Origin of the sequence: Geomesophilobacter sediminis (assembly GCF_016458275.1) — a bacterium.
Lineage (GTDB): Bacteria > Desulfobacterota > Desulfuromonadia > Geobacterales > Geobacteraceae > Geomesophilobacter > Geomesophilobacter sediminis.
Genome location: NZ_JAEMHM010000024.1, coordinates 12999 through 37893, shown reverse-complemented (window position 1 = coordinate 37893; position 24895 = coordinate 12999). Strand labels below are relative to the sequence as shown.

At 62.7% G+C, this 24895-nt stretch carries 17 protein-coding genes; all 17 read right to left on the bottom strand.

Annotation, left to right across the window (positions count from 1 at the left end):
* Window positions 1–176 precede the first annotated feature (176 nt).
* The 17 genes from aroB to JFN93_RS22235 all read right to left on the bottom strand — a co-directional run bounded on the left by aroB (window position 177) and on the right by JFN93_RS22235 (window position 24891).
* Window positions 177–1262, bottom strand: coding sequence for a 3-dehydroquinate synthase (aroB, locus tag JFN93_RS22315; protein ID WP_199386598.1), 1086 nt, complete (start codon window positions 1260–1262; stop codon window positions 177–179).
* 228 nt (window positions 1263–1490) lie between these two features.
* On the bottom strand, window positions 1491–2675 hold the full coding sequence (gene aroC, locus JFN93_RS22310; RefSeq protein ID WP_199386597.1) for a chorismate synthase: 1185 nt from the start codon (window positions 2673–2675) through the stop codon (window positions 1491–1493).
* A 274-nt stretch (window positions 2676–2949) separates the two neighbouring features.
* On the bottom strand, window positions 2950–3252 hold the full coding sequence (locus tag JFN93_RS22305) for a disulfide isomerase DsbC N-terminal domain-containing protein (protein WP_199386596.1): 303 nt from the start codon (window positions 3250–3252) through the stop codon (window positions 2950–2952).
* Between the two features lie 38 nt (window positions 3253–3290).
* Window positions 3291–8720 carry a beta strand repeat-containing protein gene (locus tag JFN93_RS22300; RefSeq protein ID WP_199386595.1) on the bottom strand — a complete coding sequence of 1810 codons (5430 nt, stop codon included), beginning with the start codon at window positions 8718–8720 and terminating at the stop codon, window positions 3291–3293.
* Between the two features lie 85 nt (window positions 8721–8805).
* Window positions 8806–9357 (bottom strand): hypothetical protein, encoded by a 552-nt coding sequence (locus JFN93_RS22295; RefSeq protein ID WP_199386594.1) that lies wholly within the window; start codon window positions 9355–9357, stop codon window positions 8806–8808.
* Between the two features lie 15 nt (window positions 9358–9372).
* On the bottom strand, window positions 9373–12381 hold the full coding sequence (gene pilQ / locus JFN93_RS22290) for a type IV pilus secretin family protein (protein ID WP_199386593.1): 3009 nt from the start codon (window positions 12379–12381) through the stop codon (window positions 9373–9375).
* Window positions 12382–12393: 12 nt separating this feature from the next.
* A complete protein-coding gene (locus tag JFN93_RS22285; RefSeq protein ID WP_199386592.1) occupies window positions 12394–13068 on the bottom strand; it encodes a pilus assembly protein PilP in 675 nt (224 codons plus the stop codon).
* The gene (locus JFN93_RS22280) at window positions 13043–13648 is read right to left on the bottom strand and encodes a type IV pilus inner membrane component PilO (protein WP_199386591.1); all 606 of its coding nucleotides are present in this window, start codon (window positions 13646–13648) and stop codon (window positions 13043–13045) included. The genes JFN93_RS22285 and JFN93_RS22280 overlap by 26 nt, the downstream gene beginning before the upstream one ends.
* 17 nt (window positions 13649–13665) lie before the next feature.
* Window positions 13666–14271, bottom strand: a complete 606-nt coding sequence (locus JFN93_RS22275) for a PilN domain-containing protein (protein WP_199386590.1) — start codon at window positions 14269–14271, stop codon at window positions 13666–13668.
* The gene (pilM, locus tag JFN93_RS22270) at window positions 14268–15320 is read right to left on the bottom strand and encodes a type IV pilus biogenesis protein PilM (RefSeq protein ID WP_199386589.1); all 1053 of its coding nucleotides are present in this window, start codon (window positions 15318–15320) and stop codon (window positions 14268–14270) included. The genes JFN93_RS22275 and pilM overlap by 4 nt, the downstream gene beginning before the upstream one ends.
* A gap of 21 nt (window positions 15321–15341) precedes the next feature.
* A complete protein-coding gene (locus tag JFN93_RS22265; protein ID WP_199386588.1) occupies window positions 15342–15548 on the bottom strand; it encodes a helix-turn-helix transcriptional regulator in 207 nt (68 codons plus the stop codon).
* A gap of 217 nt (window positions 15549–15765) precedes the next feature.
* Window positions 15766–16410, bottom strand: a complete 645-nt coding sequence (locus JFN93_RS22260; protein ID WP_199386587.1) for a pilus assembly PilX N-terminal domain-containing protein — start codon at window positions 16408–16410, stop codon at window positions 15766–15768.
* 8 nt (window positions 16411–16418) lie between these two features.
* Window positions 16419–17606: a prepilin-type N-terminal cleavage/methylation domain-containing protein gene (locus tag JFN93_RS22255; RefSeq protein ID WP_199386586.1), complete on the bottom strand. Its 1188-nt coding sequence runs from the start codon at window positions 17604–17606 to the stop codon at window positions 16419–16421.
* Window positions 17603–18001: a type IV pilus modification PilV family protein gene (locus tag JFN93_RS22250; protein ID WP_199386585.1), complete on the bottom strand. Its 399-nt coding sequence runs from the start codon at window positions 17999–18001 to the stop codon at window positions 17603–17605. The genes JFN93_RS22255 and JFN93_RS22250 overlap by 4 nt, the downstream gene beginning before the upstream one ends.
* Window positions 17976–18452: a pilus assembly FimT family protein gene (locus JFN93_RS22245; protein ID WP_199386584.1), complete on the bottom strand. Its 477-nt coding sequence runs from the start codon at window positions 18450–18452 to the stop codon at window positions 17976–17978. Before JFN93_RS22245 ends, JFN93_RS22250 begins: the two co-directional genes overlap by 26 nt.
* 1 nt (window position 18453) lies before the next feature.
* Window positions 18454–23991 (bottom strand): pilus assembly protein, encoded by a 5538-nt coding sequence (locus JFN93_RS22240; RefSeq protein ID WP_199386583.1) that lies wholly within the window; start codon window positions 23989–23991, stop codon window positions 18454–18456.
* A gap of 282 nt (window positions 23992–24273) precedes the next feature.
* Complete coding sequence (locus JFN93_RS22235) at window positions 24274–24891, bottom strand: pilus assembly protein PilX (protein WP_199386582.1); 618 nt, start codon at window positions 24889–24891, stop codon at window positions 24274–24276.
* Window positions 24892–24895: the final 4 nt, after the last annotated feature.

Sequence of the window (24895 nt, the reverse complement as noted above, 5' to 3'; positions counted from 1 at the left end):
GGATCATACCGGGCATTGCTGCCCCGAACCCGTCTCTTGAATGCGCGCGGTGGCTGCCTACTCTGGGGGCGCGCCTTTCCAGGCGCGAATCAACCGCAACCGTTGTTACCGCCTTCGGCGGATCGCCCCTGGAAAGGCGCTCCTATAGAACTCCACAACCGGCGCCGATCGACCTGTTACTGGATACCGCAGACCCTCAAAAGCGCCCCGATGTCCCGCACCCGCTCCATCTTGTAATGGCCGATCCCGGCATTGCAGATGAAGAGCAGCCCGCTCTGGCGCACCTTCTTGTCGTGCGACAGCACCTCCAGATAGGAGTCGGCCGGATAGACCGGAAGCTGGCGCGGCAGCCCCAGCCGGGTAACCAGCGCCTCGATACGGGCGCAATCGTCGTCGTTGCAAAACCCGAACTCGCGGGAAATCCGCGCGGCCTGGATCATCCCGATGGCAACGGCCTCGCCGTGCAGGAACGCGCCGTACCCGGTGAGCGTTTCCACCGCATGGCCCAGGGTATGGCCGTAATTCAATACCGCGCGCACGCCCCCTTCCCGCTCGTCCTCGGAGACCACCCGCGCCTTGATGGCACAGGAACAGGCAACGGCACGAATCAGGGCCGCCTTGTCCCGGTCCAGCAGGGGACCGGCGTTTTCCTCAAGAAAGGTGAAAAATTCCCCGTCGAGCACCGCGCCGTACTTGATGATTTCGCCCAAACCACTCAGGTATTCCCGCTCCGGAAGCGTGTCCAGGGTGGCGACGTCGATCAGGACCGCCTTCGGCTGGTAGAAGGCCCCGATCAGGTTCTTGCCCCGTTCGTGGTTGATCCCGGTCTTGCCGCCGACGCTGGAGTCGACCTGGGAAAGGAGCGTAGTCGGGACCTGGACGAAGGGAATGCCCCGCAGATAGGTAGCCGCGGCGTAACCGGCCATGTCGCCGATCACCCCGCCCCCCAAGGCGATGAGGAACGAGCCGCGGTCGAGGCCGCCTTCAATGAGGCCGTCGTAGATGAGGTTGAGGGTGGCGCTGTTCTTATACGATTCCCCATCGGGAAGTTCGATCAGAAGCGGGCGGAAGCCGGCAGCCTGCAGGGAAACCCGCACCCGGTCATAGTAAAGGGGAGCGACCGTGGAGTTGGAAACAACGGCGACGGTTCCGGAAAGCCCGAGGCTTTGGCAAAGCTCGCCGATGGTATCAAGGATATTGGCGCCCAGGGTGATCTTATAGCTGCGGTCACCAAGAGCTACATCGATGGTTTCTACAGTCACTGGTACCTCTTCTTTCATAAAAAAGGCCTCAACTACGAGGCCGGAGAATATCATACACCATGCTTTGAATCAATTACCGATCATGTGAAGGTGTTTACGGTAGTTAGTTGCCTCTCTGTGGATGCCTTGTCCTCTTACCCGTCAATGTCGCTCCTACCGGCAATTCCCCGAATCGGCCACCTATAGCTGGCAGGTCGCGTTCAGAAACGAAACGCGACGTCCATCCTTTTAATATTCCCTCAGATACTCCAGATAGGATGCGTAGTTCCGGGAGGTCTCCGCGATGGAGTCGCCACCGAACTTCTCCATGAAGGCGTTGGCAATCTCGATGGCAACCACGGTTTCGGCAACGACGGATGCCGCCGGCACCGCACAGACGTCGGAGCGCTCCACGGTCGCCTCGTACGCTTCCTTGGTCACGATGTCCACCGACTTGAGCGGCGTGTAGAGCGTCGGGATCGGTTTCATGGCGCCGCGCACCACGAGCTCCTCGCCGTTGCTGATCCCCCCTTCGAGCCCGCCGGCGTTGTTGCCGGTCCGGTAGAAGCCGGTCGGATTCCCCGGCGTCCCCTTCCGCGCCGCATCGTAGAAGATCTCGTCGTGGACCTTGGAACCGGGAGTGCGGGCGGCCTCGAAACCGGCGCCGATCTCCACCCCCTTGAAGGCCTGGATACTCATCACCGCGGCGGCAAGACGTGCGTCGAGCCGGCGGTCCCACTGGACGTGGCTTCCCAGGCCGATGGGAACGCCGGTAACCCGGACTTCGACGACACCGCCCAGAGTGTTCCCCTCGGAGTGGGCCCAGTCGATCATGGCGATCATGTCCTTTTCGGCGGCCGGATCATAGGTATAAAGCGGGGACGCCGCCACCAGCTTTTTCAGCTCTTCGGCGGAAACGTTCGGGCGCGTGGCCTTTACCCCACCGAGTTCGACGACGCAGCCGTCGACGCGGATCCCGAAAGCGGCGAGGTAGGCCTTGGCAAGGGCGCCGACCGCCACCCGGACGCCGGTCTCGCGGGCGCTGGAGCGCTCCAGGATGTTGCGGACGTCGCGGTGATTGTATTTGAGAGCGCCGGGAAGATCGGCATGACCGGGGCGGGCGCGGGTTACCGCGATGCTCTCGTCGCGATGCTCCTCGTACGGCGACATCTTCTCATCCCAGTTCGCCCAGTCGTGGTTTTCCACCACGAGCGTGATCGGGGACCCCAGCGTCTCACCCCAGCGGACCCCGGAAAGAAGCCGGACCCGGTCGGTCTCGATCTTCATCCGGTCGCCCCTGCCGTAGCCACCCTGTCTCCGGATCAGATCCTGGTTGATCTGCTCTTCGGTCAATTTGAGACCCGCCGGGATCCCTTCCACTATCGCGGTCAATTGCGGTCCGTGCGACTCCCCCGCAGTCAGATATCTGAACATGCCCTCTCCTTATCTTGCTTGACTTACATTGAAACGACACCCATCACCGCCCGGTAACCCTGTCAGCACAAGAGCCGCGAGGCCGGCAACAGGCATCGCCGGATAATAACAGCATTTTTCCCGGTAGGCAAAAAATATCGCAGGGGGAAAAGCAATGCCAGCCTGGGGCGGTTAATCCCGCGATTACCTACCTCTTCGAGGGACCCAAACCCACAAAAAGCAAAAGCCAGGATTTACCTGGCTTTTGCTTTCGAACTAACTGCCGGAAGTGGCCCTATTTCGTTTGATACTTGGTGACCGTCTCCCTAGTAAGGTTTTTCTTGGTGTCCACTTCCATCAGGCTTCCCGAAAGGACGTACTTGGCCTTTTTGTCCATGTAGATCACCATCGGCTGGTTGCCGGCTTTGATTACCACCTCGACAAGCCCGGGGACCTGGCTGACCGCACGCACGTCAACCACCTGAAAATCTACTGGAATCAGCTTTTTCATCGACTCCTTGACCTGCTCCTTGGAAGGAGCGGAGGAGCATCCAGCCAGCAAAACAAACACCAGCATTGCAAGGTACTTCTTGGTCATAACATCGACTCCTTTTCGGGAAGATGGGCCACCACTGCTCAGGCGGTCACCCTCTGGTCCCGGACGGCTGCCCTGGCGCGCCGTTTCATCCTAAGGAAGGCATAGATCGGAAGCGCAAGCAGGGCCAACGGATACTTCACAGCGACGATGAGCGGCGTCAGCGCCCAGCGGGTCAGGAGCCGGAGCACGGGGTGCTCGTAGATGAAATCGGCGATCGGCGGGCTGTTCCGGTAGTAGAAGGCAACAAAGGCACGGCCCGGAGCCGATTTCAGAAGAACGTGGTCGCGGAAGTCGCGCAGCACCTTGACGTGCGGGTCCAGGTAGCTCCCGAAAGCCGCGGTCGCGATGAAGCAGCCACTCTTGCCGCCGGCCGAGGGAACCGTGGTGGTCGTGGTGCCACCGTTGCCGGGGGTGACGGTGGAGGTGGTGCCCACGACAATCGGATCCTGGATCGATCCGGCGGTCGGGTCGGAATCCCAGGTGTCATTGTCGGTCACGGCGAAGGTAACCGTGTTGCCGCTGCTGGAAACCGGGGTGACCTGGGTCCAGGTGTTGTTGACCACGCGGTAATAAACCGGGTTGGCAGGGAGAGCCTGGAAGGTGATGTCGACGTTGACCGTCCCGCCCGGGGTTACGTTGTCGACCCGGAAGGAGACTGCGTTGGTTGAGGTGAACCCGCTCGGTTTGGTCGAGGTGTTCAGGAGCGGTGCGGTAGTGGCCATGGTTGAGGAGGAGACGCTGCCCGTGTAACCGGTAGACATCGCGGCCGTCGCGGTGGAACCGGTCCCAACTACCGGGAAAGTGTATTTGGCCCCGCTCAGCGTGTTGATCGTGAGCGTCCCGCTGTAGGCCTGGTTTGCCGTCGGGGAGAACGATATCGGAAGCAGGAGGTTCGCGCCGACGCCGAGCGAGTACTGGGTCGGAATGGGCGCGGTGAAGCCTGGATCGCTGAAACTGTAGTCGGTGATGGTTATGGACGAGGTGCCGCCGTTGTGCAGATAGACGGTACGCATCGTCTTCGAGCCGCCGGTCAGGACACTCCCGAAGCTGAGGTAATTGACCTGGTTGGTCCCGTCGGTGAAGGTGACCGAACCGGTGTTGGTGGTCGTGGTGTTAACAAAGATGTCCAGCAGCTTGGTAGCGGTGAGGTGGTTGGCGTCGGTAACTTGAGCGACAAAGTAGTAATCACCGGCCCCACTGGCGGATCCGCTGATGATGCCGGTAGCCGAATCAAGAGCGAGCCCCGGGGGGAGCGAACCGGAGGCGATGGACCAGACATACGGCTTGCTCCCGCCACCGGCCTGGAGGGTGTAGGTGTAGCTTGCGCCCCCCGTTGCAGCATCCGGGGCAGTCGTGGTGATGGTCGGGGTAGTAGAGGTGGTCACGTTGATGGTATACGGCTGCGACGCGGTCTGGCCCTGGTGGTCGGTGACCAAAACGGTGAAGTTTGAGACCCCCTGGGTATCGGGGGTACCGGTAATAGCACCGGTCACCGGGTCGATCGTGAGGCCGTGCGGCAACGAGCCGGTGGATACCGTCCAGACGAAAGGTCCGGTGCCGCCGGTAATGGTTGGGGAGACGGAATAGGCGGTGTTGACCACGGCGGCAGGAAGTCCGGTGGTCTGGAAGGACATTGGGGAGAGAACTTTCAGATTGAAGAGCTTCTTCGCGGTGAGCCCGTTGGAATCGGTGACCTGGACTACGAAACTGTAATTGCCGGCGCCGGTCGGTGTACCGGAGATGGTGCCGCCACCGGAGAAGGTGCTGCTGGTGGCGTCGAGCCCGGCAGGGACGGTGCCGCTGGTTATCGACCAGGTGTACGGTGCGACGCCGCCGGTCTCATCGAGGGTGACCGTCACCGGGGTGTTGACGGTCATGTTGGCGATGGATGAGGTGCTGATTTTGAAATCGGTGGTGGCACCCTGGAGGTTGATGGTTTGGGCCCCGTTGGTGGCATCGCTGGTCACGTTGAAGCTGGAAGTGAAGGTCCCGGTGTCGGTTGCGGAGGGTGCGAAGGTCACCAGCACCTGAAGGCTTGCGTTCGGCAGCAGGGTAATCGGGGTCGCCCCGATGAAAACGGGGGTGAACTGGGTGACCGCCGGCAGCGAGATATTGGAGATCGTCAGCTTGGAATTGCCGGTGTTGGTGAGGGTAACCGACAAGGTCTTGCTACTGCCGGAGGCGATCAGTCCGAAGTCCAACGCGCCCGGCGAGACGGTGAGAACGCCGCCGGCTCCGACGCCGGTGAGGTTGACGACCTGGGTGCCGCCGTTGGTCTGGATGGTCAGGGTGCCGGTATAGGTTGCAAGAGCGGTGGGCGCAAAGCGAACAGTAACCGTGGCTTTACCACCCGCCGTGACCGTTTGCACCGGCGGGCCCTGGACGGAAAATGCCGAGGATCCGCCTATGGTGAAGCTGTTGACGGTTAAGTCCGTGTTTCCGCTGTTGCCCAAGGTGAAGGTCAGATCCTTGGTGCCGTTAGGAATTGCCACCGCCCCGAAATCGAGCGTAGATGTTGAAACAGTGGCATTGGGCTGGATGCCGGTGCCGGTCAGGTCGACGACGGCATTCCAGGAACTGTTGTTGGTGATGATGTTGATCTGTGAGTTGATTCCGGAGAAGCTGCCAGCCTGGGTCGGGGAGAAGCGCACCCCGAGGGTCATCGAATCGCCAGGCTGGAGGGTAGTCGGGAGGGACGGCCCCGAAACGATGCTGTAGGGTGCCGCGAATCCGGAGAGGCTGCTGATGGTGATCGGCGCGGTTCCGGTGTTCGACACCGTCATGAACTGATCACTGTTGCTCCCTACCGGTACGTTGCCGAAAGCCAGGGAGGAGTGCCCGGGGGCAGTCTGGGAGCTCAAGGTCAACTGTCCGGAAACCGCAACAGCATTGAGGCTGATGATCTTGGTGGACTCGGCATCGGAGCTCACCGTGAAACTGGAGTTGAAGGTAAGGCTCGTCGCACTGCCGAGATCGGCAGTGGTCGGATGGAAAAGTACCGTGTACACGACCTCCCCGCCCGGCGGCAGCACTGCGGAGTTTTGCGGCGTGACACTGAACGAGCCAAGGGTCGGCGAAGAGACGTTGGTGATGGTAAGGGTGGTATCACCGGTGTTCTTGATCTTGAACGATTTGGACGCGTAGGTCCCGACCGTGACGGTGCCGAAATCCAAAACCGGCGGGATCAGCGGCGAGTTGTCCAGGTACAGCACGGTCAGCTGCGGCTGGCCGAGGCTGAAGAGCTGGCCGTAGAGGTCGGAGCCGGTGACGGCGGTGTTGCGCGCGTCTTTCCAGATGGCGAGGAACTGGTGCAGGTCGTTGTCGTAGGCGACCGAGGGATTCAACTGGCTGCCCGGCGCCACGGTGATGGCGTAGTTTGCGCCGCGCAACGACCCCTCAGTGTCGACGAACTGCCCGAAGATGTCGAGGTTTTCCGTGGAGGTCTGGCTGTTGCGCCCGTCCTGCCAGGCGACGAAGTGGCGCTGGTTGACGGCGTCATAGCTGACCGCTGGGCTGGTCTGGTTAGTGGCGGCCACGTTCGCGTCGAGGGTGCCGTCTCCGTTGTAATCCTGGTAGCCGACGAAGATGTTGTTGCCGTAGAGGCCGGCACCGGAACTCACCAGCTGGCCCCATATCTTGTGCGTCTTTCCGTCGCGCATGTCCTCCCACACGGTCAGGAACCGTTTGGCGATCGGGTCAAAACCGATCGACGGGTTGTTTGACTGTGCCGTAGTGTTTCCGTTGTCGAGGTATTTGGAGTAGATGACCCCCTGTGGCACTTCCTTTTCAAACAGGGCATAGGCGTGAGACTGGCCGTTTTCGTAATTGGCTTCACTGTGGGTGAACTTCACCTGCTCGCCGGCGTCACAGTTGAAGTTACTGTTGGAATCGGTACAGGCGACGCTCAAGGTCGCCTTTCTCCGGATACCGTCCCAGGCCATCAGGATCTCCGGCGAGGTGGAATCGGCAGCGAGGGCTATATTGGTGACCTGAATGAAAAACTCGTATTCGGCAGAACCAATTGTGGTGCTGGACTTATCCTCACTGATGGTTCGGTTGGTCGAGGTCAGCTGGTTTCGGATGATGTCCGCGCCGGTGAGCCCGGTTTCGCTCGTGGTAAAGGCGAGATCGGTCCCCTGCAGCACCGCGTAAGCCGGATAGGTATTATCCCCGACGTAAGTCCTGATGAAGCCGTTCGCGTTACGCGGCCCCGGGAAGAAAAGCTCATCGTAGAAGTTTTGCAGCAGCCGCGACTCTACCCAGGCGATCCAGAAGCGATCCCGCACCGGATCGTAAACCACCTTGGGTCCTTTGCGTGAGAGCAGCCCATCGGTGGGATCGGGGATCACGGCGGAGTCGTAAGTCGTGTCGACGTAGGTCCACGTGGCGATGATTTGGGCGTTTTTCGCCGGAGCGGCATCGTACGTCAGCGAGACAATGCCGGACGTATAGTCGATGGAGCCATGCCCGCCGGCGAAGCCCGGTGCCTGCAGCGCTCCGGAGCCGTTGTCGGTCAGGGTCACCCCACCCAGCCCGACCGTCACGATAACCGTGCCGGACGTCACCGCCGGGGTAATGAACCCAGTGAAGGTGGCGGTAGTACCGTCACCGGTACCAAGCAGCTTGGTGGCACCGGCGTGCGTGGTGTACGTGGGAACGACGGCGTGGGTCGAGGGAAAGTTGAAGTTGATGGGGGTACCGTCGGAAGGGGCCTGGGGCGTGTAACTGTTATCGGTGCTGGCCGGGATCTTCGTGTTGGGGATCGTCGCGAAGTAGACGTATCCGTAATTGACAGAAGCGACCACCTGGGAGCTGTACTTCATCACCGAGCCGAAGGTTACCGACAGGGCACCGGTAGCGTAGTTGATGGTACCAGTCGCCCCGTTGGGGCCACTCAGGTTGCCGGCCCCGTCATCGGTAACAGCAACGTCACCGGTAACCGTGAGGTAGCCGGGGTGAGCCTGCAGACCGGCCAGGACGGCGCCGGTAAGGGTCCCGGTAAAGGTCTTGTGATCGGCAGTGGTAGTGATCGCCTGCGACGCGCTGGTTCCCCGGGCGTCCTGCCAGGTGATCACCAGCTTGTGATCGGTCCCGTTCGTGGCCGGATCGTGCCGGTAAGCGACCTGCGGCACCGTCTGGTTCTGCTGTGCCTGGGTGATGGGGAAGGCAGCGCCCAGCGCGGAACCGTCCGGTTTGAGAAATTGCCCGTAGATGTCGGACCCGCTGGTGAGCCGGTTACGGTAATCCTCCCAGACGCTGAAGTACACCTTCTTGTCCGGTATGTAGATGACCTGGGGATTCTGCTGATCATCCGTGGCATTGGAAACGATCAACGCAGAGGAGATCGTCTTGAAGGTCCTCTTGCCGGGACCGGAACCGGTAGCCTGGTCCGGACGGCCGGTACAACCGGCAAAGACAGAAAGCAGGAGCGCCAAGACGGCGAGGACGCCAACTGCACGGTTTTTCATGCTAAACCTCCGAAACAGGTGCAAAGCTCTTTGCAAAGCTAAAAAACAGGTTCCAGCCGATCGAAACGGGCGGGAGAGGCGGACGTTAGAGACCGTTGGTGTAGGTCACATTGGTGCGGGCCTGGAAGCTGCCGTTGGTTCCCCCAAACTCGGTACCGAAGAAGGTGACGATTGCTTCGTAACTGTAGCTATTGGGGGTGCCACTCTGCATCTTGGCATCGGCCTTCTCGATCGCGGTTGTGGTCGGGGAAGTAAGATAGATCTGCGCTGGCTGGGTCCCCCCCCCGGCAGGCAACAACAGCGCCAGACCTCCTCCGGAGGGGTCGGTGATGGCGGGGCCCCCGTTGAGGGGCACGTAGGTGACGGTGTAGCCGGTAATGGAGATAGGCTGTGCGGTAATCGTAGTCGAGGTCGGACTGGTGAGCGGGGTCGAGGTGATGGTCACCGAAAGTGCGACATCGGTGGGCAGCGGCGACTGTAAGACGTTGACAGGAACCAGCGGGGTGAGGATGGACGCGCTCACCGTGGCCGTCTTGAAAACGGCGACGCTGGGTCCGGGGTTGGTGTCACCGCAGGAAGCAAGCATGACAAGAGCTGCCAGGCAGGAAGCAGCGCGCAGGAGTTTTTTTATATTCACAGGGGAGCTCCTCGACTAGCTTACGATCTTCGGGGTGATGAAGATCAAAAGCTCGGTCTTTGACTTGATCTTGGTATTGGACTTGAACAGCCACCCCAGAAGCGGGATGTCCATGAGGAACGGGACGCCGGTGTCGGTTTCGGTGTCGCTGTCCTGGTAGATGCCGCCGATGACGGTGGTCTCGCCGTTGGCGACCAGAAGCTCGGTGGTCGCTTCCTTCTTGTTGATCGGCGGCGGGGTCCCGGTTCCCGGGGAGTTGTTGCTCGCCTTGATCTTCATGCTGACGGCGCCATCGGAGGTGATGTGCGGCGTGACCTCCAGGGTGAGCGCTGCCTCGACGAATTCGGTCTTGGTACCTTCGGCGGAGGTGGTCTGGTAGGGGATCGACTGCCCCTGGGAGATCTTCGCCGCCTTGTTGTTGAGGGTGACCACCTTCGGTGTCGAGATGACCTTCACCTGCCCGACCGTCGCCGCGGCGGAAAGCCGCATGTCAAGCTGCACGTTGCTGGTGAGCTTGCCGAACGACATCCCCAGGGCGATGCCGCCGGTGCCGGTGGCGCCGGGAGGAGAAGTGGAGACGACGCCGCCAAAGCCGGTATCGACGGTGTTGATGTTGGCAAAGGGCGCGTTGGCATCGCGGTAGCGCAGCCCCCACTGAACCCCGAGATCCCGGGTGAAGGTCGAGCTCGCCTCGACGATGCGCGCCTCGATCATGACCTGTTTCTCGGGGAGGTCGATGTTTTTGAGCAGGTTACGCATGTCGTCCAGGGCGGGCTGGATGTCCTTCACGATGAGCCGGCTGGTCCGCTCGTCGACCGAGATCTTGCCGCGCGCGGTCTTCACCGACTCGAACTGCTTCTGCACGTCGCCCACCGAGGCGTAGTTCACCTCGAAGACCATGGTCTTGAGCTCCATGGCGCTCTCCGCGGCCGCCTTGGCGGCCCGCTCTTCCTCGGCCTGGTTCTTCATCCGGGAGCGCGGCTTGATCTGGACGATGTTCCCCTCGCGCTGCATCCCGAGATCCTTGGCGTCGAGGATGACGTCGAGCGCCTGGTCCCACGGGACGTTGACCAGCTTCAGGCTGATGGTCCCGGTGACGTCGTCGGAGATGAGGAAATTCAGGTTACTCACCTCGGCGATGAGTTGGAAGATCTTGCGCACGTCGGCATCGGAGAATTCGAGGGTGACCCGCCGTCCCTTGTAGAGCTTTTTCGGGGTTTGCGACGAAGGGAGCTCGATGATCCCCTCTTCCGGACGCGGGACGATCTCTTCATCAATGGCCGTGGCACCGGGGGCCGCCTTGGCGGCAGCAGCGCGGCCGACGGTGCCCGAGGCGATGCGGGGCGCGGCGACCGGGGGCGCGATCGGGCGGGGAACTTCGCGGTTCTTGATGTCCCACACCAGGAGGTCACCCTCGCGGCGCAAGGTGGAGGGCGGATTTCCCTTCACCTTCACCAGGAACTTGGCCACGTAGCCCCCCTTGGTCTTCACCTGGTAAGGGGTGACCGAGACGACCTGGGAGCCGAACGCGGAGGTGTCGAGGGCCCGCTGCAGCTTCTTGGGGAGCTGGCAGTTGCGGACCGAAAGGGAAAGCCCCTGGGGACCGTGCACCGGCTTGCCGGGCAGGCACTCGGGATCGAGCTTCATCAAGATGCGGGAGAAACCGTCGACGACCTTGAAATCGACCGACTCCAGCATTCCGCGGGAACGGGAGGCGGGGCGGGCCCGTTCTTTGACGGGCGCCGGTTCCGGAACCGCAGCCGGTTCCGATACGGCGGGAGCGGCGGCAGCGGCGGCAAGCTTGGAGGAGACGGCGGCCTGGGCCGCCTCGGCGGCAGCGGGCTGGGTGGAGGCGGTGGCCACTGCGGCCGGAGGGAGCGCGGCATTGGTCGATACGCTCACCTCGGCGGCCGGGGCGGCAGCGGCGGCAACCGGAGGGGTTACCGGTGCCGGCTTGGTCCCCACCCCTTTGAGGCGGATCTTCAACCCGTTTTCGGTCTTCACCACGTCGTACGGGGGGAGGGTTTCCTGGGAGGCGTCGAGCACGACCCTAAGCTTGTCCGGTGTGGTACCGATGCGGGCATTGGCGACGCCCAGCTCCCCGATGGGAACGACCTTGCCGCCGACGGCGTTGCGGGTCCCGAAGACATCGAGGACGATCCGGTCCGGCTTGGTGAGCTTGAAGCTGTTGAAAGTCTCCGGGTGCCCCTGAAAGGTGAGTTCCACACCGTCGGAAACCGGAGTGACCATGGTGAGGGCGCGTCCCTGGGCCGGTTCGGGCTTTGCCTCCGGCTCGGGTTTCGCCTCCGCTTTGGGCGCCGGTTCCGGCTTTGCTTCCGGCTGGGGCTGTTGGGCAACCGCCTCGGCCTTGGGCGCATTCGCCTCGGCAGCCGCCGGAGCAGCCGCGGGAACGGCCGTTTCGGCCGGTTTCGCCTCCTCAACAGCCTTGGCCTGCGCCTCGGCAGCTTTCGGTGCGGCGGGGACCTCAGCCTTGGCTTCCGGCGCCGCCGGTGCGGCAGCCGCCGCGGCCGGTGCCGGGGATGCCTGGGGAGCGGCCGTCTTCACCTCCCCTTCCGGCTTATTCAGCGAGATGAAGAGCGCCATCTTGTCCGCGGGATCGGTGCTGACCGCAAACTCGGTGTCCTTGTTCAGGGAGAGCTCCACCCGGGTCAACACCCCGCCACCGACTTCCTGACGGCTGACGTCGACCTTCTTGATGTTGCCGGAGGGGGAGAGGACCGGGGAGCCGACCGAACCGGGCTCGGTCTGGGAAAGGTCCACCACCACCCGCGGCGGGTCCGCCTCCTTGTAGGAGGTGTAGGTGAACGGTTTGTCGCTGGTCAGTACGATCCGGGTGCGGGTGTCCTCATCGAGAACCCGCAGGGATTGCAGGGTGGCGCGGGGCGAGGTCATCTGAGCGGATTCGCCGACCGGGGACATCCTCTTCACGCAGCCGGGAACGATCGCCAGCAGGAAGATCAGGGCGATGGCCTGACGGAGGGATTTGCTCGGGCTTATTCTCATCTGAAACGCTCCTTACCTTTTCTTGGCCAGCGTAAGCACGATTTTTCGCTTCTTCACGTGACCCCTTCCTTCTTTGAACGATTCCACGACCTCGACCCCCGAGGCGCTGATCCTTGTGATACGCCCTTCGTTGCTCCCCAGCGGCATCCCCACCTGGACCACGTACCCTTTCCCGGCCGGGTCCACCACCAGCGCCTTGTTTTCCCTGAGTCCCGCGATGATCCCGACTACCCGGAACTTGCTCACGTCGTAGCTTTGGATCGGAAGGAGGTCACCTTCCCTTCTCGGGGCGGTCTGGGGAGTCGCCTGCTCCACCTTGGCCTGCGGCGGCGGTTCCACCATGAAGGGTTTGAAAGGGTCGACGCGGTTTTTGAAGCTGAGCTGGGTCCCCGCGACCGGGTGGCGCACCGCGGAACTCGCCTGTCCCTGCAGGGCGGCTGGTGCGGGAGTGGTCGCGGCGCTGGGTGCGGACGCAGCCCCTGGAGCAGCCCCGGGCGCAGTTTGCGGCGCGGTAACGGGCGGGACCGCCGGCTGAGGCGAACGGGGCGCGCTCGCCTGGGGCGGCCGGTGCGGCATCGGGGTGAGCTGCTTGGGCTCCTCCTTCTTCTTGCACCCGGCAGTCGCCGCAACGGCAAGCGCCAAAGCAAGCAGCAGGACCGTGCTATTTCGGAGCGGGTTTCTTTTCATCCTTGGTCTCTTTTTTATCCAGGAAGCGGAAGGTCGTGGCCAGGCAAGTAACCTTCAACGTGGTTTTTCCCCCGCTGCTCTTGATGTCGGAGAAGTTCACGTTGTTGATGTTGACAATCCTGGGGAGATTGGACACGGCGACGAAGAAGTCGGCGACGCTGTAAAAGTTCCCCGAAACGGAGATGTCCACCGGTACCGCGGCATAGAACTCCTTGGGCTCCTCGGGACGCGGCTTGAAAAGGAGAAAGTCGAGTCCCGCCCCTTTGCCGAGGCTGGAGATGCTGGTCAAAAGCGACGGGATCTCCTTGGAGTTGGGAAGTTCGGTAAGCGCGCTGTCCAGGTCTTTCTTGAGCTGGTCGAACTCGCGCTTGTAACGGGGCAGGTTGTTGGCGATCTCCCGGTTTTTCTGGATCTGCTTGTCAAGGTCTTCCAGCTTCCCCTTGAGCTGACTCAGCTCTTCCATGCGCGGCTTGTAGAAAAGGTAAAAGAAGAGCGCCCCCTCGAGAATGAGGATCAGCACCAGCAGGGCAACCTTCTGCCGGGTCGGGAGCTTGAGGATTTTCTCTATCTGCGGGTCCATTACATCCCTCGCTCGGGTTACGGCTTGCCGGCGTTACCCTCGGGCTTGCCGGCCCCCTCGGGTTTCCCGTTGGTGTCGGGCTTTTTCGTGGCGATGACGAAGGAAAGATCGAACTTCTTCCCCTTGACCCCGCCGAATTCCGCCTGTTCCGACACCTGCAGCTCCACGTTGCTGAAGGCGCCGGAGTTCTGCAGGTTGCGCATGAACTGGGCGATCAGGTCCTCGCTGAAGGCCATGCCGGAAACGGTGACGTTCGGGCCGTTCTCGGTGTACCGGGTCAGCCACAGCTTTTCGGGAACCGCGTCGGAGAGGGCCGCCAGGCGGTTGGCCGGTCCGATCTTCTCCTTGCGCAGCTGGTTTAGGACGTCGAGCTTCTTCTTCACCTCGGCCTGCAGCTTCTTCAGGTTGTCGATCGCCCCGATCTTCGACTTGAGCGCCTTGAGTTCGTTCTCGTCGCTGTCGATCTGCTGCTTGGCGGTGGCGATCTTGGTGACGGTCAGAAAGTACAGGGCGCCGGCGACGACCAGAACCCCGACCACCGAGAGGACCAGGATGGAGATCTGCTGCCGTACCGTCTCTTTCTTCTTGGAAGCCCGCAGGGGCAAGAGGTTGATGCGTATCATTTGTCCCCGGCCCTCCTCGTCGCGAGCCCCGTGGCAACCGCCACCAGGGGACCGATCTCCCTGAGGTAGTCGGGGTCGAAGTCTTTCTCGTTCGCGGTGACCTTGTGGAACGGGTTGAGGATCTCCACGGGGAGGGCGAGTTTTTGCTGCACGGTCTCCACCAAAAGGGCGGCCTTGGCGGTCCCGCCGCTCAGGTAGACCTTGGCGATCCGCTCCTCGCCGGCGGTGGAGTTGTAAAACTCGAGCGAGCGGCGCATCTCCTGGGCCAGCGAGTCGTTCACCCGCTGGAAGACCCCCACCAGGCGCTCATCGTTGGAGTTGGCCGCGGTGAGCTTGAGGTGCTCGGCCTCCTCGCGATTGAGGGCGAACTGCTTCTGGATCTCCTCGGTGTAGAGGTTTCCGCCCATCTGCACGTCGCGGGTGAAAAGCGAGACCCCACCCTTCACGATGTTGAGGTTCATGATGCTCGCGCCGACGTTCACCAGCGCGACCACCTCGGCGGGGTCCGGCTCATAATTGGTTTCGAAGGCGTTTTGCACGGCGAAGGAGTCGACGTCGACCACGACGAGCTTCAGCCCCGCCTCGGCGAAGACCGAGAGGTAGTCGTTGATGATCTCCTTCTTGCTGGCCACCAAAAGGACGTTCATCTTCGAGGGATCCTGCTCGTCGGGGGAGAGGATCTCGAAGTCGACGTTGACGTCGTTGATGTCGAAGGGGATGTACTGCTCCGCCTCCCAGTGAATCTGGTCCTCGAGCTCCTCGGCCCCCATCAGGGGAAGCGAGATCTTGCGGATGATGACCGCGTTGCCCGAGATGGAGCAGACGGCGTCCTTGGCGCGCACCCCGAGGCTTTCCACCAGCCCCTTGACGGTAGCCACTATGGACGGGGTATCCATCAGGGTGTTGTCGACGATCGCCTCGCCGGGAAGCGGCAGGATTCCCACATTGAGAAGCTGGTAGCCCCCCTTCGACTCGCGCAGCTGTACCAGCTTCACCGCGCTCGAGCCGATGTCGATCCCCACTACATCCTTTTTCCTCAGGAAGAGCATGGTTTGGTCCTGTTCTGGGGTCTAGTCCTGGAACACCCGATTCTTTTCGGCAAGAGAGAACCCCAGCGCAAGTAAAATTTTGCGTTTGGTCTCCATCCGGCACTCCTCGCCCCGCTCGATACGGTCGATGGTGATCGGGGACACTCCGGCCAGCCGTGCCAGCTCGGCCTTGCTGATCAGGCGCTCCTCGCGCAGCTTCTTTACGCAGTTTGTGATGGATGGCGTCATGTTCCTCACCTGGTCTCCGCGGATTTTCGGTGAGAGTTGCATCATTTGGAAAGAATTGTCAAGAAATTATTGTCAGTTATATATAGTTATAGGTATTTTATACTAACAGAGCCAAATTCATGACACAGTTAAAGACATAGGTTTAGATGGTACCAACAAAAAAAGGGGTTGCAAAAAAATTTCACAGCCCCTTCCTTTGCCAAAATGGGCCCTGCGCCTAATAGGAATAGAGCACCGAAAGCCTTGCCTTTTCCCGGGTTTGGTCCTGCCGTTGCCCGAACACCGAGATGCTGAAGAGAGCGGGGATGTGCACCGGGTGCACCCCCTCCTCGTTCCCCGCCACCGAGCTCCCCTGGTCCAACAGATCGATGGCGTAGCGGTCCGAGTTCCCCGGCACCGTGTCCACGATCTTGGTGGAGATGGTGAAGCCGGAGTTAGCGTCGGTCCCCTTGAGGGTGAAGACCAGGTCCGGGTGGTCCCAGGCGTAAGGGGTCTGGTTGGCCTGGCTGCAGGAGCTCCACTGGCCGGTGGGGAGGTTCATCTTGGCGGTGAGGCAGTCCACCGAGACGGCTCCGATCTGGAGCCCGATGTTGGAGAACCGGCTCTGCAGGTCGGTGGCGATCAGGGTCGCGGCATCGGTCTTCAACATGAGCTGGGGGAGGATCTCCTGGCCGAGCGCCTCCACCCCCCCCTGGGTCGCCGCGAGCACGCTCCGGTAGCGTTTCTGGGTCGCCGAGACGTGGGTCCCCATGAGGACGGAGTAGATGAGCGCGGTGGAGATCACCAAAGCCAGCGTGGTCAGCATCAAGGCGGTGATCAGGGCGGCACCCTTTTGGTTGTCGAGCGGTGCGGGCAGCGGCATGGCGTGTCCTAGTTCAGGTTCTTCGGGTTCACTACGATGGTGTAGACCTTCCAGCGGTAGTGCTTCCAGCAGTCGGGCTGCCGCGCGGGGCATTTGGCGCCGATCACCGCCGGGAGGTCGAAGAGACTTCCGTGCCCGAACTCCCCCACCGGGACCGTCGATTTCGGGTAGACGTAGTCCCGGTCCATCTTCCCCTCGTGGGCCAGCACGTAGACCCGGACCTCCCGGACCTGGTCCCGGATGTCCCGGGCGGTAGCCGCGGCGGCGGAAAAGCCGGTGACCTTGTCGTCGTGCAAATCGATCGTTCCGTTCAGGCGCGAGTCCTGGGTGAAGCCGTAGACCACCTGCAGGTCCGCCACGCACTCCAAAAGGGGCAGGGTCTGGAAACTCCCGCCCGGGTTGAGGATCCCCTTGTAGAGCACGGCGGTCTGGGGGGCACAGCGGCTGTTGATGTCATCGGGGCGGAAAAGGTAGTAGTCGGCACGGTTGAACGGTGCCGCCGGATCCGAGCTGCTGTCGCCGTCGAGGAGGCCGTAGACGAGGTAGTTGTCGTTGAGCGCCTTGGGCAAAAAGGCGGGCGAGTTCTGGACCAGGTGCCCCAGGCTGTCGAAGGGGAAAAAAAACTGCGCGCCGTTCATGACCAGTTCCCTGGTCCCCACCCCGCTCCGCGTCGTGGCATTGAGCGCGATGGCCTTGTCCAACGATCCCAGGCGCAGGTCGGTATCCCCGTTCTTGGTGGCACGCACCACCGGACCATAGGTCATATAGCTGGTCTTTCGGGAGGCGTCGCTGCTGCCAAGGGCGCTCCCCTTCAGTACCAGGTAGTCGGAGTGGTTGAAGCCGACATTGTCACCGGAGACGATCGCCCTGGGGGAGTGGTTCGGCGCGTCGTTGTAGGGGGCGGGATCGGGTGGCTTGTTGGTGCCAGAAACGGACGCTGCCTCGCTGTAGACGATGTCGTTCTGGAAGGACCAGGGAAGCCCGAACCCGGCGAGTTCCAGGTCGGCCCGCAGCACCTCCAGGCCGATCAGCCCCTCGATCTCGGTCTCGGAGGAGCGGATGGTCTGCCCCGAGGTCAGCACGATCCGGTTGAAGGAGGCGGTGGTCAAGGTGAGCACGATCCCGAAGATCACCAGCACCACCAGCAGTTCCGCCAGGGTGTATCCCTTTTCCGTGGCCAGCGGTCGCGCGTTCATCTGCGCAGCACCGAGCTTATGGCATGGGAGCTGTGCAGCCCCTTGTAGCTCCAGTCAACGGTGACGGTCAGCCTGCGGGCGGAGCCGTCGTCGGGAGTGCTGATCGGCTCCCAGTCCTTGGTCACCTGGAACGGCTTTTCGATCCCCCGGATGGTGCGGGTCGTCCCGCCAACGTAGCGTCCCGTAGCCAGGCTCGTCGAGTACATCCGGAAGTGGTTCAGCTGCTCTTCGGCCAAGGAAACGGCCTCGTCGCGGAGCTTGTTCTTGAGGTCGTGGTCGATGGCGACGTTGACCGACTGGAGCATCCCCAACAGGCCGATCATCATGATCACCACGGCGGCAAGGACCTCGATGAGGGTGAACCCGGCACTATTTGAGGTCGATGTAGTCTTCATTGCAGTCCTTTCCCGGTTGCCGCTTGCCGATCGAGATCCGGGTGGGGGAGATGATCACGCTGTCCACGCTCCCGGTCCCGCCCTGGTCTTCGATGCAGATATCTCCTTTGAGGTTGGCCATCCCGCGCTGGTCGAACTTGATCTGGGATGCGCCGTAACTGAGCTTTACGCTCACCGGAAAGGCGAGCCGCGTGGTGCGCGGCGTGTCGTCGGCGACGTTGGAAGAATAGACGTGGAAATGGTCCGGCGCGAACCGCACCAGGACCTCCCGCTGCTGGGTCACCGCGTAGATCCGGGCCCGCATCAGCTCCGCCCGCAGGCTCCGGGTCTGCTGGTCGCTTTTGTAGCGCTGCAGGTACTCCCGGTATTTTATGGTGGCGAAGCTCCCCAGTAGGGTCGTGATCGCCAGGACGACCAGGATCTCGATCAAGCTAAAGCCGCTCCGGTCCATGTCAGCGCTCCTGGATGTGCAGGATCTTCTTCACCGGTTTCAGACCGGCGTTGGTGACGATCTTGAGCCCGCCGGGCCTCCCTTCGATCGCCCCTCCCCGCCTTCCCCCCTTGTCGGTGAAGGAGCTCCCCAGGCCGATTTCCTGCATCCCCCCGGACGACTGGCGCACCAGCGCCTTGCCGTTCACCCGGACCGTCCCCCCCGGGGCGGCGAGGCTCGCCCCGCTGTCGTAGCGCACCCCCCAGAGGTAGGAAGTCCCCTCGGGGTGGCAGAGGTCGGTGGAGGGTTGGTAGGTGGTGAAGTAAACCGCGCCGTTGGTCATCGAGGTGGGGTCGACCACCACCCGTTCCGCCCCGGAATTGGCGTCAGCCGGATCGAGGGTGATGTACCAGCCGCGCGAACCGAGGGGGAGCCCGTTCGGGTCGTAGCTCCCATCCGAGGTCTTGTTGGTGAGGCTATTCGTGAAGTCCGAAATGGTGTTGGCACAGGTGGCGGCGCTGAAGGTGTTGTCGGCCGTGTAACAGGAGGCATCCTCGCGCACCCCGAAGATCGCCCGCTGGGAATTCATGTCGTCCTGGCCGTAGAAGTAACGGCCGGTGCCGAAGAAAAGCCAGAGCTTCTGATGGGCCCGGTCCTGGAGCTTGACCACCGCGGTGGTGACCGGCCCGATGCCGTCGATGACCATGCTGGTCTTCCATCGGGACGGGTCCGTGGGGTCCTCCCCGGTCACGACCCGCAGCACCCCTCCCCCCCAACTCCCGTCGTCGTTGTTTTTGGTGTACCCGAGGTAGAGGGCGTCGTCCTGGTAGTAGCCGGTGGCGGACGGGTTCCACTTGTCGACGTCGATCCCGGCCCCGGTGATGGTTCCCCCGAAGGCGTTGCCGATGCCGGTGTCGATGACCCAGTAGTTGGTCCCGCGCACCAGGGGGGGCACGGCGTTCAGGTCAACCACGAAGATCTTGAGGTTTTGCCCGGAACTCCCCTTGAACTGGCAGAGGCTTCCGTCGACGGGGCCGGTCGGCCCGGAGGCGAAGACGGCATACCAATGGCCGTTGCGGCTGTTATCCGGCGTGCCGTCGGCCCGACGCGCCGCCAGCCGGACGATGGCGGCCCCGGAGGTGGAAAAGCCGAGATCGGGATCCGAAAGTTCCCAGAGGAGCCGGGGCGGGGACGCGGAAGATCGCGCACCGGAGACCGGGTCGAAGCTCTGGTCGGTTACGTCCAGAGCGAAATAGGAGGACAGTCCGGCATCGGCAACCGGTGCCTTGACGCAGGTGCCGCTGTCGGCGATGGCGTCCTTGCAGGAGTCCCCCAGGGGACGCGAGGCGCCCCCCAGTCCCATCCCGCCAACGAGGACGGTGCGCCAGCTGGAACTTGCCGGCACGTTTCCGCTGGTGGTCAGCGTCTGCTTGGGGCAGTCCCAGTATGCGGAGCGGCTGCAGCTCCCGGCGGGATCTCCGATGGCGGCATCGACCAGGGTGATGCCGCCGTCGACGAAGCTCAGGTGCGGGTACTGCACGTCCGCCAGGTACTTGAGGTACGGCAGGGCGTTTTTGGGGATGAAGGCCCATTCCTCCCGCCCCAGGTCCGCCCCGGTAAGGGTCGCCTTGGTCGGTTCGGACCCGGAGGAGTTGAGCATCCCCAGTTGAAAAGCGTGCAGCATCCCGTCGTTGGCCCCGACGTAGACCATGCCCCGGTGCAGGTAATCGGGGAGATCGGTGAAGCCGTTGCCGCCGAAGAGGTTGCCGTAGCTTTGGTCCGCATAGCCGCGCGAGGGGGCGAGATGGTAGCTGTTCAGGGGGGCGGTGGACTGCACCCGGGGCGTCGACGAGACGATGTCGCCGAGCTTCCAGACCTTGGCGGCGCCCCCCAGCAGGGGATACGCGATGGTCCGGTTGCGGTACTGGGGAAAGTCGTAGCCGCGGACGTAGGAGATGATGTTGCGCGCCTCCGGCTCATCCGTCGCCTGCAGCACTCCCCGGATCGCCGGCTGGGTGACGTCGAGCGCGGTGAAGTCGGTGACCGTTCTCCCGTCGGTCTGGGTATAGATCCTGCGATCCGCGGCATCACGCTGCCACAGCTTGGTTCCGGCGCGCCACAGACTCTGTACCGCCTCGGGGGTCACCGTCTGGGGCGGCCCGGAGCCGCCGGAGAGGGTCGCCTGCAGGACCCGGTCCGCGCTGGTGCCGGGTGCGTAGGAATACTGGACCACGTGGTTGGCGGCAAGGTTCAGGGTGTGCTGTATCCCGCCGGAATAGCCGGCATCGTCGCGCACCGTGCTCCCCTCCCCTGCCGTTCCGATGAACGAATCGATGTAATACCAAAGCCCCTGCATCTCCCCGATCCAGGAGGCCGAGGTAGCGCCGTTGTCGAAGCTGACCTGCGGGTAGAAGAATTCCTGCAGGAACACCGAACCGTTGCCGCGTCCCGAAGAGAGGACGGTCGCGTCGGTCCCGGTCTTGCTCCCGGCGGCGATCTGGGTCAGGACGTTGCGGAAGGCGTTGTACAGGGTGGCCGGATCGGCGGCGTTCACCACCTTCTCGTGCCCGGTGGGGTCGACCGAATTCTGGAGCAGGTTGACCGGATCGCAGTCCCCGGGCGCGCCGGTCGCCGTGCCGGTGAAGATGGCATGGGTGGCGATGAACTCGCTGTTCTTGCTCGGGGGGTCACCGGAAGCGGAGGCGGTGCTGAAGGTCTTTATGTTGCGATTTTTCGCCAGCCAGGCGAGGACCCGGAGGCTGCGGCTCCCCGAATAGGCGGGACAGCTGTTGCCCGCGTCATAGCCGCTTTGCCCGCCGCTGGGGGCGGCATACACCGACGCGAGCTGCTCCATGCTTGGGTTCTGGTCCGCGGTGGACATGCCGTCGGTGACGATCAGGATGTGATTCTTCTGGCAGTCCGAGCCGGAGGGAGGACGGGTCGCCTCCCATGCCACCTCGGTCCCGGGCTGCGGGATCCTCAGGTCGGTCCGGTTGGCGAAATACCCGATGGCGTTGTAGAAGGACTCGGCGATCGGGGTCCAGGTGGTGGCGGTGATCCCGTCGATGGCCGACACCAAGCCGCTGCTCGAGTGGTCGCCCACCTCTTCGCCCACGTAGGAGATCACCCGGCCCCCGTCCCGAAGCGGGTCCTCCAGACACGTCTCGCCGGTTACGCAATCGGAGTCGAGGAGGCAGAAGCGATGGGTCCCTTCCCCGGATTGGTTGCGGCAGGACTTGGTGGCGCAGGGGATCGGGCCACCGGTAGAGCTGCATTCCGAGGCGCTTCCCGTGTGGTTGAACACCATCACCCCCAGGTTCATCGTGTCGGAGAATTCCTGGATGATCCCCCGTGACAGGGCAGGGAGCGGCAGGCGCACCATGAAGGTCCCGGAGGCGGGACCAAGGCTCGCGACGCCGGCATCGACGAAGAACGAAGGGATGTTGGCCTGGGTTCCGCTCATGAATAAGGCAGCGGATGGATCTTGCACATAGCCGGTGACCACCCCGCGGCAGTAATCGTCGGCTTCCCTGACGGTGCAGGGCCGGTCAAAAAAATTGCTGGAGTAACAGCTGCCGAAGAAACCGGTGGTGTTCCCGTTGCTCAATTGATGGGTCATGGCGGCGCCGCAGACCCCGTCGTCGAGCCGCGAGGTGGACACCTGGGAAGTGTCGCTTCCGTAAATCGCCTGATACCTCTGGTAACAGTCATTCTCCAGGACAGGCACATCCGCTAAGGGAAAGGCGGTGTTGGTTGCGAGCGCGCTGTAGCAGTCCGCGATCACGATGTCGTAGATGCTCCCTTTGCTGGGGACGGAGAGCCCGTGGATGAGCTCCGTGCTGTTGTTGAAGCAGGCATCGAGGTCCGTTTTCAGTTGCGTGCTCCCTCCCCGCAACCAGTCGGCGCCAAGCGCACGGCAGGCCGCTTTCAGGGCGCCGTCGTAGATCTCGATCCGGGTGGCACCGGCACCGCCATAGGAGTAGTCATTTTCCGCGGCGGCGGGTCCGCGCACCGCGAAGGTGATGCCGCTCACGGCACCGATCACCTTGACGAAACGCTTTCCCTGGCAGCCGCGCGATTCGCCCTGGAGCAGCCCGGTGGCCGCATCCCACTTCCCCCCGGTCAGGACGTATTTCTCGACGTCGAGCTTGGACATGGCAAGCCAGTTCAGAAAATTGCCCCGGGCAATGAAATTGTCCACCGTCCTCGGCGCGATTGAGCCGCTCAGGTTGAGGCAGAGGTAGGAGGTGGCGGCGGCCCCACAGGAGCCGGTTACCGCATCGACGGCGACAAACGCCCCTTTGGAGATGTCGTAGCGGTAAAGCTGCACCGGGTCGAAATACCCGACGTACGTCGCGGACTCGCTGAAGCTGTCGTCGTAGCAGTAACTGCCGGGATCGGGATCGGCGTAGGCGAGATCCGCCATGCTGGAGGAGTTGTCGAGGAGCAGCAGGACGTTGGGCTTGGCCGACGCCACGTAGGGAGGAACGGTGCAGTAGCTGTGCATGGTCGGGCCGGATTTCAGGAAGTCGGCCTTGATCCAGTGGTTGTCGCTCACGTTGGCAAAGGTGTATGAGCTGATCGCACCGCGCGGGATGCCGTCCACGGTGGCCCCGCTGTTGACGTACCCGCCCCCCGGCGTGATGGTGAATTTCTGGCTCTGCCCCGAGATCACCTGCACGGTTCCCATCGGATCGATGCTCCCCCCGGTTCCCGCTGATGCCGATATGTTGTAGGCGGGAGCGAAGGTGACCTCGATCGTGTGATTGCTGGTGAGGGGGGCGGGGAAGGTATAGGTGGGCGGCGTGCCCTGGGTCCAGGGGACCGAAACGTTGTCGACCCGCACACCCTTCACCCCGTATCCGAGGTTGGGTTTGAGAGCGAAGACAGCTGGAGCGGTCGACGGATAGGATCCCGGTCCCGACGGGGAAATGGTGCCGTAAGCGGGGGTACTGACCGTTGCGGTGATGGAATAGTACTTGGTAAAGGTACCGACGACCGTGGTGGCACTTTGCACCGGCCCCACCAGGCAGGTGTGGTTTTGAAAACCAGCGAAAGCCGTACTCGGGGTCACCGAGCATCCGGTAGCCCGATAGGTGGGGTCGGTCGCAGCGAAACCGTACTTTTTCGACCCGCCGGCTGACACCTGCTCGGTTACGGTGGCACTCCCGTTCACCGATCCTACCGCAGGGTCGCAGGTCACCGTGACGGGATAGGTGGTGGTGGGAGGGGTGGAAAACCTGACGCTCAGGCTGCCGTTGGTGCCTACGCTCACCACCCAAATGGGAAGCCATATGGGCAACGGCCCGTTCGCGTAGGTGATGAGAGTACCGAGGGCTGTGTTCGCCTGAATGCTGAACGTGTAGGGTCCGGAACCGTTAACCGTACACGAAGGGGGGCTTACGGGTAGCCCGCGGTAATAAACCGTGCCCAGAGAAGGATCGAAGTCGAGGTAAACCTTGGCGGCAAGGGACTCCGAGCAAAGGATGGCGATGACCAGGGCAGCCCCCGGCAGCACCCCAGGGTGGAAGATCTTTTTCAAGGCCCCAAGACGTCTCACGGCGGCGCACCTCGTCAGCTGGGAGAAGGTAATCGCTTCACGGGGACAAAATTACAAGGCCCCAATGATAGCACCCCAACCACAAAGGTAAAGACGGACCAGGTACTGCGGGGAAACAGGACCGGGATATCCGCCAAAGGCTGGAACCTGGTTCAGGCGAGACCGGAGGCGGGTGCTAAGCGGTGCCACTACGATGGCAGGGAGGGGTAAAAGGGGAGCAATGCAGGCGGTAGGGATCAGAGCGAGCCCGGGGCCCGCGCAGCGGGGCGCGGGCCCGACGGCTCAGTAGGCGTACAAAACGGTGAGGGCAGCCTTCTCCTGGGGATTGCTGGCGCTCTCCCCTTCGGTTTCGATCCGGTAGAGGGCCGGCAGGTGCTTGGGCGAAATCCCGGAGCCGACGCCGCCGGTAACCGCGGCACCGCTGTCCAGATCGAGCCCCGAGGTGTCCGAGTTGCCGGGGGTGGTGTCGACGATCTTGGCGTAGACCTTGTAGCCGGGACCGCTCTTGGCGGGGAGCGTGAAGGTGACGTCCGGGCTCACCTTGGGGTCGGCGTTGGTGCTGTTGGCGCCGCAAACCGCGCTCCAGGTCCCGGACGGCTGGGTGAGCTTTTGGGTGATGCAGGGATTGGAAACCATATTGAGACTCAGGCCCGCGTACTGGCTGGTCAGGGTAGTTTTCGGGTCGGCCGACGTGATCATCAGCGGAATCAGTTCCTTGGCGAGCAGCTGCACCCCGCCGTGGGATGCTTCCAGCGAGTTCTTGTACCGCTTGTGCGCACCCGACACCTTGGTCTGCGCCGAGATCATGTACAAAAGCGCCATGATGATCCCCAGCGAGATGAGCGTCAGCATCAGCGATGTCACCAAAGCAATGCCTTTTTCGTTTTTGAGCGCTTTCATGGCT